Annotated in this window: 14 protein-coding genes; 8 read left to right on the forward strand and 6 right to left on the reverse strand. The window is 65.8% G+C overall.

Annotated elements, in window-relative coordinates; all coding sequences use genetic code 11:
* Positions 1–11 precede the first annotated feature (11 nt).
* Positions 12–2,522, forward strand: coding sequence for a fused MFS/spermidine synthase (locus tag N5C91_RS30040; RefSeq protein ID WP_279834077.1), 2,511 nt, complete (start codon positions 12–14; stop codon positions 2,520–2,522).
* Between the two features lie 23 nt (positions 2,523–2,545).
* On the opposite strand, the gene aspT is transcribed toward N5C91_RS30040, so the two are convergent.
* The gene (aspT, locus tag N5C91_RS30045) at positions 2,546–4,234 is read right to left on the reverse strand and encodes an aspartate-alanine antiporter (protein WP_236170602.1); all 1,689 of its coding nucleotides are present in this window, start codon (positions 4,232–4,234) and stop codon (positions 2,546–2,548) included.
* A 249-nt stretch (positions 4,235–4,483) separates the two neighbouring features.
* Here aspT and N5C91_RS30050 point away from each other — a divergent pair, with 249 nt between their 5' ends.
* The 5 genes from N5C91_RS30050 (at position 4,484) to betT (ending at position 10,003) form a co-directional block, all read left to right on the forward strand.
* Positions 4,484–5,080 carry a paraquat-inducible protein A gene (locus tag N5C91_RS30050; protein ID WP_279834043.1) on the forward strand — a complete coding sequence of 199 codons (597 nt, stop codon included), beginning with the start codon at positions 4,484–4,486 and terminating at the stop codon, positions 5,078–5,080.
* Entirely contained in the window at positions 5,077–5,706 is a 630-nt protein-coding gene (locus N5C91_RS30055; protein WP_236170600.1) for a paraquat-inducible protein A, read from the forward strand. Before N5C91_RS30050 ends, N5C91_RS30055 begins: the two co-directional genes overlap by 4 nt.
* Entirely contained in the window at positions 5,693–7,327 is a 1,635-nt protein-coding gene (locus tag N5C91_RS30060) for an MlaD family protein (protein ID WP_279834044.1), read from the forward strand. The genes N5C91_RS30055 and N5C91_RS30060 overlap by 14 nt, the downstream gene beginning before the upstream one ends.
* A 24-nt stretch (positions 7,328–7,351) precedes the next feature.
* Positions 7,352–7,885, forward strand: coding sequence for a PqiC family protein (locus N5C91_RS30065; RefSeq protein WP_236170598.1), 534 nt, complete (start codon positions 7,352–7,354; stop codon positions 7,883–7,885).
* Positions 7,886–8,029: 144 nt separating this feature from the next.
* Positions 8,030–10,003, forward strand: a complete 1,974-nt coding sequence (gene betT / locus N5C91_RS30070; protein WP_236170597.1) for a choline BCCT transporter BetT — start codon at positions 8,030–8,032, stop codon at positions 10,001–10,003.
* 14 nt (positions 10,004–10,017) lie between these two features.
* Here betT and N5C91_RS30075 read toward each other — a convergent pair whose 3' ends face one another.
* From N5C91_RS30075 to N5C91_RS30090, 4 genes are all read right to left on the reverse strand, one after another.
* On the reverse strand, positions 10,018–10,914 hold the full coding sequence (locus N5C91_RS30075; protein WP_279834046.1) for a LysR substrate-binding domain-containing protein: 897 nt from the start codon (positions 10,912–10,914) through the stop codon (positions 10,018–10,020).
* A 63-nt stretch (positions 10,915–10,977) separates the two neighbouring features.
* Complete coding sequence (locus N5C91_RS30080) at positions 10,978–11,184, reverse strand: 4-oxalocrotonate tautomerase family protein (RefSeq protein ID WP_236198834.1); 207 nt, start codon at positions 11,182–11,184, stop codon at positions 10,978–10,980.
* 3 nt (positions 11,185–11,187) lie between these two features.
* Positions 11,188–12,456, reverse strand: a complete 1,269-nt coding sequence (locus N5C91_RS30085; RefSeq protein WP_279834048.1) for an acyl-CoA dehydrogenase family protein — start codon at positions 12,454–12,456, stop codon at positions 11,188–11,190.
* A gap of 261 nt (positions 12,457–12,717) precedes the next feature.
* On the reverse strand, positions 12,718–13,623 hold the full coding sequence (locus N5C91_RS30090; protein WP_279834049.1) for a LysR family transcriptional regulator: 906 nt from the start codon (positions 13,621–13,623) through the stop codon (positions 12,718–12,720).
* A 662-nt stretch (positions 13,624–14,285) separates the two neighbouring features.
* Here N5C91_RS30090 and N5C91_RS30095 point away from each other — a divergent pair.
* Both N5C91_RS30095 and N5C91_RS30100 read left to right on the forward strand, forming a co-directional pair.
* Positions 14,286–15,713, forward strand: coding sequence for a cytosine permease (locus N5C91_RS30095; protein WP_279834050.1), 1,428 nt, complete (start codon positions 14,286–14,288; stop codon positions 15,711–15,713).
* Between the two features lie 431 nt (positions 15,714–16,144).
* Entirely contained in the window at positions 16,145–16,792 is a 648-nt protein-coding gene (locus N5C91_RS30100; protein WP_236170591.1) for a DUF3313 domain-containing protein, read from the forward strand.
* A 62-nt stretch (positions 16,793–16,854) separates the two neighbouring features.
* On the opposite strand, the gene N5C91_RS30105 is transcribed toward N5C91_RS30100, so the two are convergent.
* Positions 16,855–18,387, reverse strand: coding sequence for an arylsulfatase (locus tag N5C91_RS30105; protein WP_279834052.1), 1,533 nt, complete (start codon positions 18,385–18,387; stop codon positions 16,855–16,857).
* Positions 18,388–18,487 lie beyond the last annotated feature (100 nt).

Genomic DNA, 18,487 nt, shown 5'->3' on the forward strand with positions numbered 1-18,487 from the left:
GTTCGTCGAGCATGAACATCCGCCCCGTCAAACAGGCTGCCATTGGCGCCCAGCAGCGGCTGGCGCTGTGGCTGCCGGCGCTGCTGCTGTTTGCCTCCGGCGCGGCGGCGCTGGTGTTCCAGGTGCTGTGGGTGAAGCAGCTGTCGCTGGTGGTGGGCGTGGAGGTCTATGCCGTGACCACGGCGATCAGCGCCTTCTTCGCCGGCCTGGCCCTGGGCGGGCTGGCTTTCGGCCGGCTGGCGGATCGCCTGGTGCGGCCGCTGCGCCTCTACGCGGCGCTGGAGGCCCTGGTGGCGCTGCTGGCCGTCGCCTCAACCGTTGCGCTGGCCAATGCCGCCAGCGCTTTCGTATTTCTGCAGGCGGCATTCGGCTTCCTGGCCTGGGCGCTGCCGTTGCTGCTGGTGGGCGTGCCGGCATTCTTCATGGGTGGCACGCTGCCGGTTCTGGTACGTGCCGTGGAGCCCGCCGACGGGCAGATGGGCCGCGCGGGCGGCGGGCTGTATGCCGCCAACACCGCGGGTGCCATTGCGGGCACGCTGCTGGCGGCTTTCGTGCTGCTGCCGACGCTGGGCGTGCTGTGGAGCGCCTATGCGGCAGCAGCCTGCAATCTGATCGCCGCCACGGGGGCTCTGTTGCTGCGCCGCGATACCGGCAGAGCGCCGGGCGAGAGCGAGCTTGTGGCCGCCCCGCGCAGCAACGCGGCGCGCCTGGCCATCGCCTTGTACTGCGTGGCCGGTGGCGTCGCGCTGGGCTACGAGGTGGTCTGGACGCAGTCCATCGTGCAGTTCATGAGTACCCGGACCTTCGCTTTCGCCGTGGTGCTGGCCACCTACCTCTGCGGCCTGGTGCTGGGCAGCGCCCTGTATGCCCGACGCGCGGACCGGGTGAGCGATCCCTGGGGCCTGTTCGGTCTGCTGATTGCCGCGGCAGGGCTGCTGGCCATCCTGCAGGTCGCCGGGCTCGGCAACTGGCTGATCGGCCTGCAGAGCCGCGCCGAGTGGCTGGTGCTGCAGGCCGGCGGCAGCGAGCTGGCCGGCATGTGCGCGCGCTTTGCGGTGGCAGCGGTGTGCGTGGTGTTCCTGCCGACGACGTTGCTGGGTGCGGCGTTCCCCATCGCCCTGCGCCTGGCGGTGGATCGCCGGCATGTCGGCCGCGACGTGGGCGTGGTGGTGGCACTCAATACTCTGGGCGGCATCGTCGGCGTGATGCTGACCGGCTTCGTCCTGGTGCCGGGGCTCGGCCTGGTGCGTACCCTGGCGGTTCTCGGGGCTCTGGCTGCACTCATCGGCCTGCTGGCAGTCTGGCGCGGGGAGGGCGTGAGCAAGGGCCTGCGTCTCGGGGTCGGCATGGTCGCGGTCCTGACGCTGGCCATCGGCGTACTTACGCCAGCGCGGCACCTGGCGCAACTGCTGCCTGGTGCGCGCAACGGCGAAATCAGCTTCTATGCCGAAGGCCGCGGCGGCACTGTCGCCGTGGTGGAGCAGGGCAAGGGCGACAGGCGCTTCAGCCGTCTCTACATCCAGGGTGTGTCGAACACCGGCGATGCCATGCCGTCGCTGCGCTACATGCGCCTGCAAGCCCTGCTGCCGCTGCTGATCCATAACGGCGAGCCGCGTTCGGCACTGGTGATCGGCTTCGGCACCGGTATTACCGCCGGCGCGATGTTGCGCTATCGCGACTTGCAGCACCCGGTGGTGGCCGAGCTGCTGCCCGAGGTGCTGGCCGCCGCGCCGCGCTTCAGCGGCAACTTCGACGCGGTCCGCGACCCGCGCCTGGACATCCGCCTGCGCGATGGCCGCCGCGAGCTGCTGGGCAGCACCGAACGCTACGACATGATCACCCTGGAGCCGCCACCGCCCTCGGCAGCCGGAGTGGTCAACCTGTACTCGCGGGACTTCTACCAGTTGGCGGCCTCGCGCCTGGCCGACAACGGGATAGTCGCCCAGTGGTTGCCGCTACCGACCCAGAACGACGAGGAAAGCCGCGCGCTGGTACGCAGCTTCATCGATGTCTTCCCCACGGCCACGCTCTGGACGACCGAGTTCCACGAGATGCTGCTGGTGGGCTCGCTGCAGCCTTTGCAGCTGGATGTGTCGCGGATCCGGGCTCGGTTCGAGCAGCCCGAGGTTGCCGCGGCCCTGGGCGAGGTGGGCATCGACTCGGTCGAAGCCCTGCTCGCCACCTGGATCACCGACCGCGACGGCCTGCTGCGCTACGCCGGCGATGCATTGCCGGTGACCGACGATCAACCGCGTATCGAGTACGCCCCGTGGGTTCGTTCGAAGGAAATCGCCCGCGTGCTGCCGACCTTGCTCGCCCTGCGCTCCGCGCCACCGCTGGAGAATGCCGTGCCATCGGTTCGCGCCGCGGTCGACGATAACTGGGCCAGGCTGCGGCGCTTCTACGACCTGAGCCTGCATGCCTATCGCGGCGATCGCCAGGCCTGGGCCCGGGACGCGCGCCAGGTGGCCATCGATGATGGCGACAACCCCTACTACCGCTGGTTCCTGGGCACTCCCTGAAGGCTCGCCTGGCTCCGGCGGGCTCAGCCCGCCGTGACCGCCACGATGATCGGGCCGCACACCGCCAGCAGGACGTTGGAAATGGCGTAGCACACGGTGAAGCCGATGACCGGCGTGTTGCTGCCGGACTGCTCGATGATCTTGTTCATCGAGGCCGCCTCGGTCTGCGCACCGGCCAGTGCACCGAACAGGATCATCGGGTGCAGGCGCAGCACGTAGCGCCCGAAATACAGCGTCACCAGCGGCGGGATGATGGTCACCAGCGCGCCGGAGAGCAGCAGGGCCGCGCCCTGGCTCTGGATTGCGGCGATGGCGGCGGGGCCGGCCAGCAGCCCGACCACGGCGCCGAAGGCGGTCAGCCCGAACTCGGAAAACGCCCATTGCGCGGCCGGGGGCAGGGCGCCCAGCTCGGGGTGTCGCGAGTTGTACCAGCCGATCAGCAGGCCGGCGAGCAGCACACCGCCACCGATGCCCAGCTCCACCGGAATCATGCCGATATGGGTGGAGAGCATGCCCACCAGCGAGCCGATGACCATGCCCAGGGTATGGATGGCGATATCGCTCTTGTAGTTGCTCGCACGGATACGGCCGATCTGCGCCGCCAGCGCTTCGACGCTGGCGGTGCGGCCGACCAGGGTGATGACGTCGCCACGCCGCAGCACCGTGTCGGGCAGCAGTGGCAGCTCCAGGCCCTGGCGGCTGATGGAGCGGATATAGCAGCCCATCCGGTCGGCACCGACCAGCAGTGTCTTGATCTGGTGGATGGTCTTGCCGGCCAGCCGCGGCGAAGTCAGGACGATATCGGCATCACGGGTGGCGAAGGACATGCTGTCGGGGTTGTCCACCTCCGGGCCTATCCACTGGTTGAGCTCGGCCACGGCCTCGCGCAGGGCGTAGACGCCAAGGATATCGCCGCTCTCCAGGCGCAATTGCGGATCGCGCTCGAGGATGCGCCCGTCACGAATCACCCGTTCCACACTCAATGCGGCGTGCAGCGCCTCGATGTCGGCGATGCGCTGGCCTAGCGCCGCCGGCGCCAGGGCTCGGTGGGCACGCACGACAATGCGCGTGTAAGGAATGCTGATGGCGTTTTCCTCGCGCTCGATCCCCAGCTCCCGCTCCAGTTCCCGCGCGCTTTGCCGCAGGTCGACGCGCAGCAGCTTGGGCGCAATGCTGCCGACGAAGACGATCAGGCCAATGGTGCCGAACAGGTAGGTAATCGCGTAGGCCACGGCCATGTGGCTGTTGAGCTGGTTCTTGGCGGCAGCGTCGATGCCCAGTTGGGCGATGGCGCTGCTGGCGGTGCCCATGATCGCCGTGTCGGTCAGTGCCCCCGCGCCCAGGCCGGCAGTGAAGCCGGCGTCGAAATGGAACAGCCGATACATGCCGAGGATCACCCCCAGCGCGGTGGCGCACAGCACCACCGACAGCAGCACCAGCTTCAGCGTGCCGCGATTGAGGCTGCCGAAGAACTCCGGGCCGCTCTTGAAACCGACGGCATAGATGAACAGCGCGAAGAACACCGACTTCAGCTCATGCGGCACCTCCAGGCCGATCTGCCCGATCAGCAGGCCCATCAGCAGCGCGCCGGCGACCGAGCCCAGGTGGAAGCTGCCGAGCTGTATCCGGCCCAGCAGAACGCCCAGCGAGATGGCCAGGAATACCGCGATCTCGGGATTGGCGCGCAAGGCGTGGAGGAGGAAATCGAGCATCGACGTGGCTCCCTGTCGAGGTGGCGTCCGTGCAGTATGGCCGCTGTTCGGCGTGCTGCCTTTATGCAGCGGAGTACGCGGCAAGATTTTCTTTAGCGCGATTTCGTCGCTTGGCCCTCGCCGGGGAAAATCGTCGACTAGTCTTGTGCAGACTTGATACGGATCGCTCCAGAGCCTTGCACCTGGCTCTCGTCGTGGATAGCGATTTTCCTGACCTGCGCCCCGCGCCGGCATGCCACGAGAGCGCCTATGGCCACCGCCCGTGACCTGATCATCTGCGAGTACTGCGATGCGGTGTACCAGCGCCAGCCGCTGCAGCGTCACCAGCGGGCCCTGTGCGTGCGCTGCGGCGGCGTGCTGCACCGGCACAATGCGTTGAGCGTGCAGCAGCGCCTGGCGCTGGCGTTGACCGGGGCGGTGCTGCTGGCCTTCGCCAATGCCTACCCGGTGATGACCATCAGCATGCAGGGCCTGAGCAATTCGGCGACGCTGTGGGACGCGGTGCTGATCCTCAGCAGCGGCCCGATCACCTTCATCGCGCTGGTCACGGGCCTGGCGATCATCCTCGCGCCAGCCCTGCAGGTGGCGCTGCTGCTCTGGGTGCTGAGTTTCGCCCTGGCCAGCCAGCGCGCGCCGGCATTCGCCTTCTGCATGCGCTGGCTGGAAGCGCTGCGACCCTGGAGCATGCTCGAGGTCTGCCTGCTCGGTACCCTGGTCGCGGTGATCAAGCTGGCCGGGCTGCTGGATGTGATTCCTGGTATCGGCCTGATGGCCATGGCGGCGTTGAGCGTGCTGATCATCGCCATCGCCGGCAAGGACATCCGCGATCTCTGGGAGCGCGTATGAGCACGCCGCCGCTGGCCAGTGACCTGCAGCTGTGCCTTTGCCATGGCTGCGGCATGGCCTGCGATACCCGCCGCAGCCCGCACCGTTGCGAACGCTGCGGCGCACCGCTGCACACTCGCAAGCACGACGCCATCACCCGCGGCTGGGCCTACCTGGTTGCCGCGCTGGTGTTCTACGTCCCGGCCAACCTGCTGCCGGTGATGCACACCGAGATGCTTGGCCAGGGCATCGACAGCACCATTGGTGGCGGCGTGCTGGAGTTCTGGGAGGGCGGTGCGTGGGATATCGCGCTGATCATCTTCATCGCCAGCATCGGCGTGCCGGCCATCAAGTTCTTCTCCCTCGGGCTGCTGCTCTGGACCGCCCAGCGCCGCAGCGCCTGGGCGCGCCGGCAGCGCTCGCAGCTGTATCGCTTCGTCGAGCTGATCGGCTACTGGTCGATGCTCGACGTGATGGTGGTGGCGCTGGTGGCGGCGCTCGTGCAGATGCGCGAGCTGGGCACCATCGAACCGCGTGCCGGCATCCTGTTTTTCGGAATGGTCGTGGTGCTCACGATGCTCTCGGCCATGAGTTTCGATCCACGGCATATCTGGGATGAGGGAGACCCTATCGATGGCGCACACTGAGCAGCACACCCCGGGGCAAGCGCAGATTCGTACCCGGCGCTGGAGCGTCTCGCTGGTCTGGATCGTGCCGATCGTGGCGTTGCTGATCGGTGCCTCGCTGATCGTGCGCAACTTCCTCGAGCAGGGACCGACCATCACGATTTCCTTCAAGACCGGCGAAGGCCTGGTCGCCCACAAGACGCAGGTGAAGTACCGCAGCGTGGTGATCGGCGAAGTGGAAGGGGTGGAGCTGGCCAAGGACAAGAACAGCGTCACCGCCAGCGTCAAGCTGAACAAGGAGGCCGAGTCGTTCGCCACTGCCGGGGCGAAGTTCTGGGTGGTCCGTCCACGCATCGGCGCCGGGGGCGTGACCGGCGTGGATACCTTGCTCTCGGGCAATTTCATCGGCGCCGACGCGGGCGAGTCCAGCACCCCGCAGAAGCGCTTCGTCGGGCTCGAGGCGCCGCCGCCGATCACCTACGGCGAGAAGGGCAAGAGCTTCGTCCTGCGCGCCGATGACCTGGGCTCGCTGGATATCGGCTCGCCCATCTATTACCGCAAGATTCCGGTAGGCCAGGTGACCTCCTATGCCTTGCGCAGCGACGGCAAGGGGGTCGACCTGGGGATCTTCGTCGAGTCGCCCAACGATGCCTTCGTGACCCAGAACACCCGCTTCTGGAACGCCAGCGGCATCGATGTCGATGTCGGCGCCAACGGCCTGAAGGTGAACACCGAATCGCTTTCGGCGCTGCTGGTCGGCGGCCTGGCCTTCGGCACGCCCGAGGGCAGCAACGAAACCTCGGCCGCCGCCGACAACCAGGCGTTCGAGCTGTATGCCGATCGCGCTGGCGCCCTTGCACCGCCCTCGGGCGTGCCGCAGTACCTGCGGCTGCGCTTCGACCAGTCGATGCGTGGGCTGAGCATCGGCGCGCCGGTGGAGTTCATGGGCGTCGAGTTCGGCAAGGTGACCAACATCCAGCTGGACTATGACGAGAAGCAGCAGATTTTCCCGGTGATCGTCGATGCGGTGATCTACCCGCAACGCCTGGGCCCGGTGCACCAGAAGATGCTCAAGGTATTCGGCAGCACGGTGGGTGACCAGGAGGGCGCCAGCCGCCTGATCGGCAGCTTCGTCGAACACGGCATGCGCGCGCAGGCGCGCAGCGGCAACCTGCTCACCGGGCAGTTGTACATCTCGCTGGACTTCTTCCCGGACGCCAAGCCCGTGGCCTTCGATGCGACGGCCCGGCCCATGCGCATCCCCACCGTGCCCAGCAGCCTGGAGAAGCTCCAGGAACAATTGCAGGCCGTCGTCGAGCGCATTCGCAAGCTGCCGCTGGAGCGCATCGCCAACAACCTTGATGGCAACCTGCGCGAGTTGCAGAGCAGCCTCAAGCAGTTCAATACGCAGACCTTGCCCGGCGTCACCAACACGCTGGCGGAAGTGCGCTCGACACTGGCCACGGCCAACTCGGCCCTGGGCAGGAATTCGCCGGAACGGGAGAAACTCAGCGACACGCTGGATGAGCTGGACCGCATGTCGCGCTCGCTGCGCGACCTGTCCGACTACCTTGGGCGGCATCCGGAGTCGCTGATCCGTGGTCGCCCGAAGAACGCCGACGCCGACAACCTGCAGCCCTGATTCGCGTACAAGGAGAGACTTCAGATGCCGAAGCTGCCCATGCTGCTCCTGGCCGGACTGTTCCCCGCGCTGTCGGGCTGTAGCAGTGCGCCAATCAACTATCACACCCTGGTGCCTGCGCAACCGGGCAGCCCGGCCAGCGGCCAGGTGCGCGTCGAGCGGGTCGCCATGCCGCCGCAGGTCGACCGCTCGCAGATCGTCGTGCGCCAGGGCGGCAGCGGCTTGTCGATCCTGGAAACCGAGTGGTGGGGCGCCAACCTGGTGGATGAATTCCGTAACGCCCTGGAGGACCAACTCGGCGCGCCGGGGCCCGGCGCTACCTTGTTGCGGGTGGACGTGCAACGCTTCGACTCGGTGCCGGGCCAGTACGCGCTGCTCGATGCCCGCTGGCGCTTGCAGCGGCCGGGTTCGGAGCAGACGCTGTCCTGTCACAGCAGCCTGCAGACAGCGGCGAACAGCAGCGTGGATGGATTGGTGGTCGCGCATCAGGCCAACGTGCGCAAGTTCGCCGAGCTGGTGGCACGGGCCAACGCCAGCGGTGCGACGCGCTGTCCCTGACGTTCGCGGCGCGGGGCGGCGTAACGGGGCCCCTCGAATCATCACGAGTACTGAACGCGATACCCTTGGACCGGCGTGCCGCCACGCACGCCGTGGCTTGCAGGTCGGTGCGCGCGATGTCGTTGCACAGGAGAAACCTCCCCGATGAGCTCACCCAGCAAGCCACGGAGCACCCTGAACCCTCCGGTTTTCTACACCAGCGCGGTACTGATCCTGCTGCTGGTGCTCTATGCCGTCCTGTTCAAGCGCCAGGCGCAGACGCAGTTCGAACACATCCAGCAGTGGATTTTCACCAATGCCAGCTGGTTCTACATCCTCGCGGTCGCGCTGATCCTGATCAGCGTGGTGTTCCTGGCCATCAGTCGCTATGGCGACATCAAGCTGGGGCCTGACCACAGTGAGCCCGAGTACCGCAGCAGCAGTTGGTTCGCCATGCTGTTTTCCGCCGGAATGGGCATCGGCCTGATGTTCTTCGGCGTGGCCGAACCGGTGATGCACTTCACCAGCCCGCCAGTGGGTGAGCCGGGAACCGTGGCCGCCGCGCGCGAGGCGATGAAGATCACCTTCTTCCACTGGGGCCTGCACGCCTGGGCGATCTACGCCATCGTCGGGCTGATCCTGGCCTACTTCAGCTTTCGCAAGGGCCTGCCGCTGACCCTGCGCTCGGCGCTCTACCCGCTGATCGGCGAACGCATCCACGGGCCGATCGGCCACGCCGTGGACATCTTCGCGATCCTCGGCACGGTGTTCGGCGTCGCCACGTCGCTGGGCTATGGCGTGCTGCAGATCAACAGCGGCTTCCACCACCTGTTCGGCCTGCCGGTGAATCCCACGGTGCAGATCATCCTGATCGCCGTGACCTGCGCACTGGCGACCCTCTCGGTGGCCAGTGGCCTGGACAAGGGCATCCGCATCCTCTCCGAGCTGAACCTGGCGCTGGCCGTGATCCTCATGCTGTTCGTCCTGCTCCTCGGGCCGACCGTGTTCCTGCTGCAGACCTACGTGCAGAACACCGGCGCCTATCTTTCCGACATCGTCAACAAGACCTTCAACCTGTACGCCTACGAACCGACCGACTGGATCGGCGGCTGGACCTTGCTCTACTGGGGCTGGTGGCTGTCCTGGTCGCCCTTCGTCGGGCTGTTCATCGCGCGCATCTCGCGCGGGCGAACCATCCGCGAGTTCGTCTGTGGCGTGCTCTTCGTGCCGGCCGGTTTCACCCTGTTGTGGATGACCGTGTTCGGCGACTCGGCGATCCACATGATCCTCAACGAGGGCGTGACCGACCTCGCGGCGGTGGTCGACCAGGACAGCTCGCTGGCGCTGTTCGCCTTCCTCGAGCACTTCCCGCTGTCGAGCGTGGTGTCGATGGTCGCCGTGCTGATGGTGGTGGTGTTCTTCGTCACCTCGGCGGACTCCGGCGCGCTGGTGGTGGACATGCTGGCGTCTTCGGGGCATGCACACTCGCCGTTATGGCAACGCATCTTCTGGTCGGTGAGCATCGGCGTGGTCGCCGTCGCGCTGCTGCTGGCCAACGGCCTAAAGGCCCTGCAGACGGCGACCATCGCCAGTGCGCTGCCGTTCTCGGCCATCCTGCTGGCGTCGATCTGGGGGCTGTTCCGTGCGCTGCACCTGGATGCCACGCGGCGCGGCCTGCGCCACCAGGCCTTGCCCACGCCGCGCCATGCGCCGCATCACGACGGTGGCTGGCAGCGGCGCCTGCGCAACATCGCCATCCGTCCGCGGCGGGCCCACGTCACTCGGTTCATTGCCGAAGTCGTGCGCCCGGCCTGCGAGGAAGTGGCCGGCGAGTTGCGCAAGCAGGGGCATGTCGCGCAGGTGCTGGAGCGCGAGGACGGCCGCGTGGCGCTGGAACTGGCGCAGCCGGGAGAGGGCCATTTCCTCTATGAGGTCCGACCGCGGGCCTTCACCAGCCCGAGCTTCGTGATGCTCGAAGAGGAGGAGGGCGGCGAGGCGCGCAAGTACTTCCGGGCGGAAGTTCACCTGCGCGAAGGCGGGCAGGATTACGACGTCATGGGGTGGACCCGTGACGATGTGATCTCCGACATTCTCGACCAGTACGAGCGGCACCTGCACTACCTGCATGTCGTGCGCTGAAGCCTGCGGCTGATTCAGCCGCAGGGTGCGACTGCGGCGGGTGCCAGCCTCTGGCACAAGCGCTCGAAGAGCGTTTCCGCGCATCGTTCCGCGGGGGCGAGCAGGTAGTATCCCGACAGGGTCGAGAGCGTCATTTTCAGTGGCTGGAGCAGTCTCCCTGCCTGCAGGTCCTTGCGCGCTTCGCTTGCCTCGACCAGCGCGACACCCAGGCCGTCACGGGCAGCCTGGAGGGCCATGGCGGGGGCAGCGAAATGGATTCCCTGCGTGCCGGGAAGCGCCATGCCGGCGCCGGCCAGCCAGTCTCGCCAGAGACTGCCGTCATCCTCGTGCAGCAGCCGATGCCGGCGCAGGTCGGTAACGCCACGAATCGTGCTCGCTCCCCGTGATAGTTCGGGGCTGCAGACTGGCACGAGTTGGGTCGGGCGCAGGCAGCGCCAGTGAAATCCGGCCCACGGCGGTGCCCCATGGAGCACCGCGCAATCCACGCTCTTCCAGTCGATCTCGTCACCGAAGGGGGTGGCGACGATGCTGAGGTCGAGGCCTCCGGGACAGTCCGCCAGGTCGCCGAGGATCGCGGAGGGCGAGGCGATGGCTGGTGTCGGCGGAAGCGACAGCCTGAGTTTGATCGGCACTGCCGTGTCGGGCGCGTCGTTCTGGATCGAGTGGATCGCCGCCTGGATCTCGATCATGGCCCTGGAGAGGCGCCTGTGCAGCTGGCTGCCCGTGACGGTCAGGGCGAGGTGCCGGCCGCGCCGGGCCAGCAGTTCCATGCCCAGGTGGCCCTGGAGGATCTTCACCTGCTGGCTGACGGCTCCTGCGGTCACGTTCAGCTCCCCCGCTGCGGCGGAGACGCTGCCCAGTCGGGCGACGGCTTCGAAGGCTCTGATGCTGTTGAGCGGTGGCAGGTTCATGCAAGGTGCCCTGGTGTCTGTCATGGAGGAATGGGCCGGCGCGGTCCGACGCCGGCCCTGGGCTCAACCGCCCTGGTTGCACTGCTCGTGCTGTTTGACGGAAAGGCCGGCGTGCCCCCAGTCCGCCGGGTCGACTTCATCGATCACGATGTGGGTCCACGCTGGGTCCTTGTGCAGCACGCGCTCCAGCGTCTGGGTGAACTCGCGGATGATGTCCTGCTTCTGGCGTTCGGTTGCACCACGGGTGATGCGCAGCGATACGAATGGCATGGTTCAACTCCCGGACCTGGCCGGGGCGCGGCCTTCGCACGCGGCGAGGTGGTCGTAGCCGGCGCCGGCCAGCGTCCTGTGCAGCGCGCGGCGGCGGATGCCCATGTTGCCGCCGTCGTACAACGGGAAGGCCACGGCATCCTGGAGCAGGCGGGCAAACGGCATTTCGTCGGCGTAGCTTTCGATTCCCACCAGTCGCATCGCGTCGTACACCACCTGTACGGCCTGCTCGGAGCAGTACACCTTGGCCATCACCGCCAGCTCGGTGCCTTCGCCCTGGGTCGTATCGAAGTAGTGCGCGGCCTTCCAGGTCAGGTAGCGGGACGCTTCCAGGCGCATCTTCATGTCGGCCAGCATGTAGCCGATGTTCTGGTGTTCGATGATCGGGACCGAACCGTTGCGGCGGTCGGACTTGGCGAACGCCAGGGCCGCCTCGAAGGCCTGGCGCATCACGCAGACGGCTTCGGCGGCAACCCCTACGCCGGAGCCGGCGAAGGTCTGGGCGAGAATCTGCACGCCGTCACCGGGCTTGCCGACCATGTTCTCCAGCGGCACGCGAACCTCGTCGAAGCGGATTCGAGGCGACGGCGTGGCCCGGTGGCCCATGGTATCCAGCCCCTTGCCGAAGGACAGGCCGCGGGTGGGACGGGGCACGGCGAAGATCGCCAGGGACTCGGCGGCAGGAGCGCTCGGATCGGTTCGTGCGGAAACGACGAACAGGTCGGCCCCTTCACCTTCCCAGCCCCAGCCGTTGGTGATGAAGAATTTCTCGCCGGAAATCACCCATTCGTCGCCGTCCCGATGGGCGAACGTCTGCGAGCCCGAGCTTGGGTCCGGATCATCGAAGTTGGCGGTACCGCCGACTTCACTGAAGGCCAGTGCGGCCAGCGGGGCGCCGTCGTCGGTGAGGAAGGGCGCGAGGAATTTCTCGCGCTGCGCAGGAGTGCCGTGGCTGATGATGGGAGACAGGGCCAGCGCGCAGGAGAACAGCGCGCAAGTGACGTTGACGTCGCCCAGCGAGGCCTCTTCGCCGCTGATGACCATGTCCAGAAGCCCGCGGTAGGTGCCGCCATCCTCCTCGGGAATGATCGATTTCATGAAGCCGGCGCGGACCATTTCCCGGAAGAAGGGTTTGATCGCCCCGACGCGCTGCTCCGGCGTATCGAAGGGGGCAATGGCTGCGGCGACCCCGGAAAGGTGGGTGAGGGCGAAGTCGCGCATCGCTTCCCTCGCGGCGAGCTGCTCGCGGGTCAGCGTGAAATCTACCGGCATGCTGGTTACCTCTTGTTCTGGTTGGCCCCCTGGCTGCCGGAGCGGCTACCGAGGGGGCGGGCAAGACACGAAAGTGCGCCGCAGCTGAGCCTGTCAGGTGGCGGCTGCCGCGGTCCTGGGCAGGATAGGAATGATCGGAAGTGCGATATATCCCGAAGTTGAGAAGCTGGCTTCAGGACTTCCTGAAGCCAGCCGGTCGCGACGCGACGCGGCAGCGAGCCGGGCGCCGGCGAGGGCGCGGCTGGGCGGGAGGGGAGGCGATCAGTGCTGGTCGGCGGTGTGGACGTGCAACAGGTCCTCGATGAACGCCTGTGCGGCTTCGCTCTGCGGATGGGCGTTGCTGGTGATCATGCTGTGCTGCACATCCTGCCGCATCAGCTCCGGCAGCAGGACACGCATACGCCCTTGGGCAATCCAGGGTTCTGCGCAATGCAGCGGCAGGAAGCCCAGGTGCGTGCCGGCCAGTATCGCGTGGATCACTGCTTCCAGGTGGTAGGCGGTCGCGCTGGAGGTGGTGGGGGTGACCATGCGTTCAAGGTCGGCGGAGAGGAACCCATAGGTGATCCAGTCTGCTTCCTGCAGGTCGAGGGGCTGGATGGCCTGGTTGCCGAACAGCGGGTGCGATGCGCCGCAGAAGATGCCCACGCTTTCCCTGTAGAGGTTCCGGTAGGTCAGGTTGGGCAGGGTCCGGTTGAAGTAGGAGATGGCTATGTCGATCTGCCTGTCGATCACCGCGACTTCGAGCTCGGCGGGAGAGTTGACGAACAGGTGCAGGTGCGCGCTGTGCTGGCGCCGGTAGAAGCGTGCGATGGCCGCGTCGATGTGGGCGCTGGCCAGTGTGGAGATGTTGTCCGCCAGGCCGATGTAGACATCCCCCATCAACTTGCCCGACAGCAGCTGGGCCTGGTCCTTGAACTGGTCCAGGGCGTCGAAGATCCTCGATGCTGCGGCGAGAATCGCCTGGCCTTTCTGCGTGACGCTGAAACCGGCCTTGCCGCGCTCGCAGACCCGATAACCCAGGCGCTTTTCCAGCGCTGAAATCTGCATGCTGATGTTCGAGTGGCTGATGTTCAGCTCGGCCTGGGCGGCGGTGAAGCCACCGCAGCGCACCACTGCCGCAAACAGCCGCAGTAGTTTCAGGTCCATGTCGGAGACGTTTCGGAGCATGCCGGGTATGCCTGGGGTTCTGGTCAGCGAGGACGATCTGCATCCCTGTCGCCAGGGCCGCCCATGAGTATCGGCTGCGCCGCGGCTGATGCCAACCGACGCGGAACCCCCGCTGAACCCTCCGGCCGCTGAATTTTCGCCGCCGTTTCAGTTTTTCTAAAACCAGCGTGTTCGCGGTTTTAGAAAAGCTGGCATTCCAGGCTCGTTACGGTAGCCGCGAGGACCGAGCACGACGTCATCGATGCTGCCAATGACGCCCGCTCTGCAGGTGTTTTTCAGATTAAAGCCTTTTTAAATCATGTGGTTGCGCTCATTCGTCCGGCCTGAATGGCCACGGATAGAAGCGCTCGCCTGGTTTGCGAATCTCTGAAGTAATTGTTTGGGCGCACTGATTTTTCACCCCGCGACCCCAGGGGCAAACTGAGTTCGCCCGGGTCGGAATCCGCGTGGCGCCAGCTCGGCGGTGGCAGGTTGCAATTCAATCAAGGCTGCCCCGTCTCGACGCTTCTGCTGCCGTCACGATCCGTGCCCTTGCGACGCTTCGCTTCGCCGACCCGGCTGCCCAGTCGAGTCGGAAACAGGCCAGCCACTTGCGTGCCGCACAGCGGCCTCCTGCGTTGCCGTCGTGCCCTTACAACTACAAGAATCAGGTAATTCATGCCATGAGCGACAATCAGCCAGGCGGGGCCATGCGTCCCGTCATCGAAGTCCGTTCAATCGACTATGTGCCGCGCAACGAGCGCCATGGAAAGGTCTGGCACCAGGGGCCGTTCTGGTTCGCCGGCAACTTCGTGATCATGACGCTGATGATCGGATTCATCGGCCCTTCGCTGTCCCTCGGGGCATTCTATTCGGTGCTGGCGATCCTCCTGGGCGTTGCCTTCGGAACCCTGTTCATGGCCTTCCACGCCAACCAGGGGCCGACCATGGGGTTGCCGCAGATGATCCAGTCGCGTGCCCAGTTTGGTGTGCGCGGAGTCGTGCTGCCGCTGCTCGCCGTGTACTTCTGCTACACGGGGTTCAACGTGTTCAATGCCATCCTTGCGACCGATGCGGTGCAGACCGTTGTCGCCGGGCCGCGCGAGCCCTGGTACATCGTCTGGACCCTGGCAGCCGCGGTGATCGCCATCTTCGGGCATGATCTGCTGCACCGCTTCCAGCGCTGGTTGACCTACCTGATCGTCGCCGTCTACGCACTCCTGTCCGTCGCCGCGGTGATCTATCTCACCCCCGATGCCGCCGTGAAGGGCGCCGGCTTTTCCCTGGACGCGTTCCTCGTCCAGCTGGGCGCCGCCGCGGGTTACCAGATCAGCTACTCGGTCTATGTCTCGGACTACTCGCGTTACCTGCCGCACGACACGCCGGCACGCAGGATCATCACCTGGACCTACCTGGGGGCGTTGATTTCCGCCGTTTGGATGATGTCCCTGGGTGCGCTGATCGCTTCGGCGCTGCCGGAGCCCAGCGCCATCGGCAGCCTGCGCGAGATCGGCAACCGACTGATGCCGGGCTTCGGAACCTTTGCCGTGCTCGTTTCCGTGCCGGCCATCCTCGGCATCATGGCGGTCAACTTCTATGGTGCGATGCTCACCAGCATCACCGCGCTGGATGCATTCCGCAGCATCGCTCCCACCCTGAAGAGCCGTGTGCTGGGGATCGCGCTGGCCGCACTGATTGCCCTGGCCATCAGCCTGGCGATTCCGGACAGGTACATGGCCACCTTCAACACCTTCATCATGATGATGCTCTACGCACTGATCCCCTGGACCGCCGTCAATCTGGTCGATTTCTATTGCGTGCGTCGCGGCCATTACGCGATCAGCGAGATATTCAATCCCGACGGCATCTACGGGAAGTGGTCAGGGAACGGGCTCAGCGCCTACTTCCTGGGGATTCTCGCCATGGTTCCGTTCATGTCCCTGAGCTTCTACGTCGGCCCGGGAGCGCAGGCGCTCGGCGGCGCGGACATCACCTTCGTGGTCGGCCTGGCCGTGTCGGGCCTGGCTTACTTCCTCATCGCCAAGCGTCGCTGCAGCACGGAGGAATGGCGGAGGGTCCGGGAAAGCGAAGTAATGCTGGAGGGGCGCTGAGCTGGAGAAGAGGCGAATGTCGCCGCTTGTTCCGGGCCTTTGCGCGCAGTGTTTCCGCGCCGCGATGTGTACGCCGGCACTCGCAAGCATGCCGTTCAGATGCCTGGTGGATTCTGCCGCGCGAAGTTGACCGGGGTGCGTAAACCGCGGCGAGTCTCCCAGGCATCAGCGGACCTCTTCGGCAGCCAGAATCTCCCGAACTCCCCGTCTACACTCACCTGGCTTCACGCGTCGACGGGGCTCTCAGGGCCGGACTTCCCACGGAACGGCCCTGGAGATCATCTGCAAATCGAGGAGACTCTTCCTGCATGGCGACTCATTTCAGTTCACTGTTTCTTTGCAGCGCGCTGGTCATTCTCTCCGGCTGCGCTTCGACAGCTCAGCCCGGAAGAAGCACGCCGCTGGGCTCGGATGTGCATGGTTCGGGTTTCATGCCGGACGTCTACCCGCTGATGAAACCAGGCAAGGACGGCGAATCCCTGCTGCTGTACCGCAACCCCAAATTTGCCGCACCGGCGGATTTCTCGCGCTACAGGAAAATCTACCTGGACCCGGTGAAGCTCTACGGCGGCCCCGACTCCAAGCTGCACAGCACGCCGAAGGAACAGAACACGGTGATCGCCCAGGGGCTCTACGATCAGTTGCATGAGCAACTGGGCAAGGACTACCAGATGGTCGACCAGGCAGGCCCGGACACGTTGCAGGTGTCCGTCGCGATCGTCGATGCGGAAGAGGCCGACACCTCGGCCAAGGCGATTTCCTATGTGCCGATTCCGCTCGGCCTTCCGGGTGCCAAGCTGACCGCCATGCAGACCATGACCCATACGCAGGGCAAGCCGCCTTTCGCCGGGCAGGTGACGGTGGAAGGGAAGGTGACGGATTCGGCGTCGGGCGAAGTGGTTGCCGCGATGATCGATCGCCGCGTGGGTGCGCGCAAACCCATCATCGGCCTGTTCGAGAGCGGCACCTACGACTCCTGGAGCGATGTGTCCGAGGCCGAACGCTATTGGGCCGAGCAGGTCCGCTATCGGTTCTGCGAGCGCCGTGGGGCGAGTGATTGCAAGGCGGCCAGCGAGTAACTGTGGGTACCACCGCTCCCTGCCCGGCAAGGGCAGGGAGCGGTCCAGTCAGAGCGGCAGGGTCAATTCTCCATCGAGGCCATGCCGATGCCTCCCGCGCCTTTCTGCGACGGCGGGAAGTCCTTCATGCTCTTCTCGAATGCCTCGATGTACGGCGCGAGGATCGGGATGATCCAGCTGCGCTGCTGCTGCCAGCGGAAGTGATCGCCGGCCTCCGGGGAGCGCTCGTAGGGGTCGAGCTTGATGTCGATGACCAGGCCGCCGGGAATCTTCCGGGCATCCTCCATCCACTTGTCCTTGACTGCGGTGTGGATCTTCCACTGGTCGACGCGGACGGCGTTCATGCTGGTTTCCGCGAAGTAGAAGAATTCATGCCGCTTGGACTTGCCATCGGGCTGGGTCAGCATGTCGAGCTGGTTGTAGCCGTCAAGGTGATTCTTGAAGGTCTTGCCGCCGACATCGAGGCCGCTCAGCAGTTGCTGCTTCACGTCCGGCTTGCCGGCGGCGGCCATCAGGGTCGGCAGCCAGTCCTCGGAGGCCATGAACTCGCCGGTCCAGGTGTCGGGCTTGATGTGCTCGGGCCAGCGCGCAAGCATCGGCACGCGGAAGCCGCCATCCCAGGTGAGGCCTTTCTCGCCGCGGAATGACGCGGCGCCGGAATCCGGCCAGTGCGAGAGGTTGACGCCGTTGTCGGAGGTGAACAGGACGATGGTGTTCTTGCTCAGGCCTTCCTGGTCGAGGGTATCCAGCAACTTGCCCACCAGCGAATCGAGCTGCAGCACCGCGTCGGCGTATTCGGTGTGCCCGCTCTTGCCCAGCCACTGGTCGCTGACGTGAATCTTCTGGTGCATGCGCGAGGGGTTGAACCAGAGGAAGAACGGCTTGTTGGCCGCCTTCTGCTTTTTCACCCAGTCGATCGACATAGCGGTGAAGGTGTCGTCGATGGTCTTCATGCGCTCGATGGTGAGCGGCCCTTCGTCGGTAATCTTCTGCTTGCCCACGCGGCCCCAGCGCGGCTCCTCGGTGGCGTCGTCGGTGCTGGTGGCCACGGCGTGGATCATGTTGCGCGGGATGCCGGGGAAGTTCGGGTCTTTCGGGAAGTTGGTCATCTCGGCGATCTCCATCACGTTCAGGTGATAGAGGAAACCGTAGAACTCGTCGAAGCCGTGGACGGTCGGCAGGTACTCGTTGCGGTCGCCAACGTGGGACTTGCCGAACATGCCGGTGGCGTAGCCTTCGGCCTTGAGCAACTGAGCCAGGGTGACGTCAGTGCTCTGCAGGCCGACTTTCGCCCCTGGCTGGCCGACGGCGGTGAGCCCGGTACGGATCGGGTACTGGCCGGTGATGAACGCGGCGCGCCCGGCCGTGCAGCTGGGCTCGGCGTAGTAGTCGGAGATCATCACGCCTTCCTTGGCGATGCGATCGATATTGGGTGTGGTGACGGCTCCCAGGCCGCGGTTGTAGGCCGATACATCCATGGGCGCCATGTCATCGACCATGATCACCACGATATTGGGCTTTTCCGCCGCCTGGGCCGAACCCAGTGCCGCAATGCCCAGGCCGAGACCCAGCAGGACGTCTCTGAGGATGCGCATGTAGAACCTCATTTGTTGGTGAAGTGACCGCCCAATACGAATTGAGACTGCGACCTTCGAGATCCATCGGGAGGGTGAAATCCGTATAGCACAGGGTATT

The sequence above is a fragment of the Pseudomonas sp. GD03903 genome, assembly GCF_029840045.1.
GTDB lineage: Bacteria > Pseudomonadota > Gammaproteobacteria > Pseudomonadales > Pseudomonadaceae > Pseudomonas > Pseudomonas pseudonitroreducens.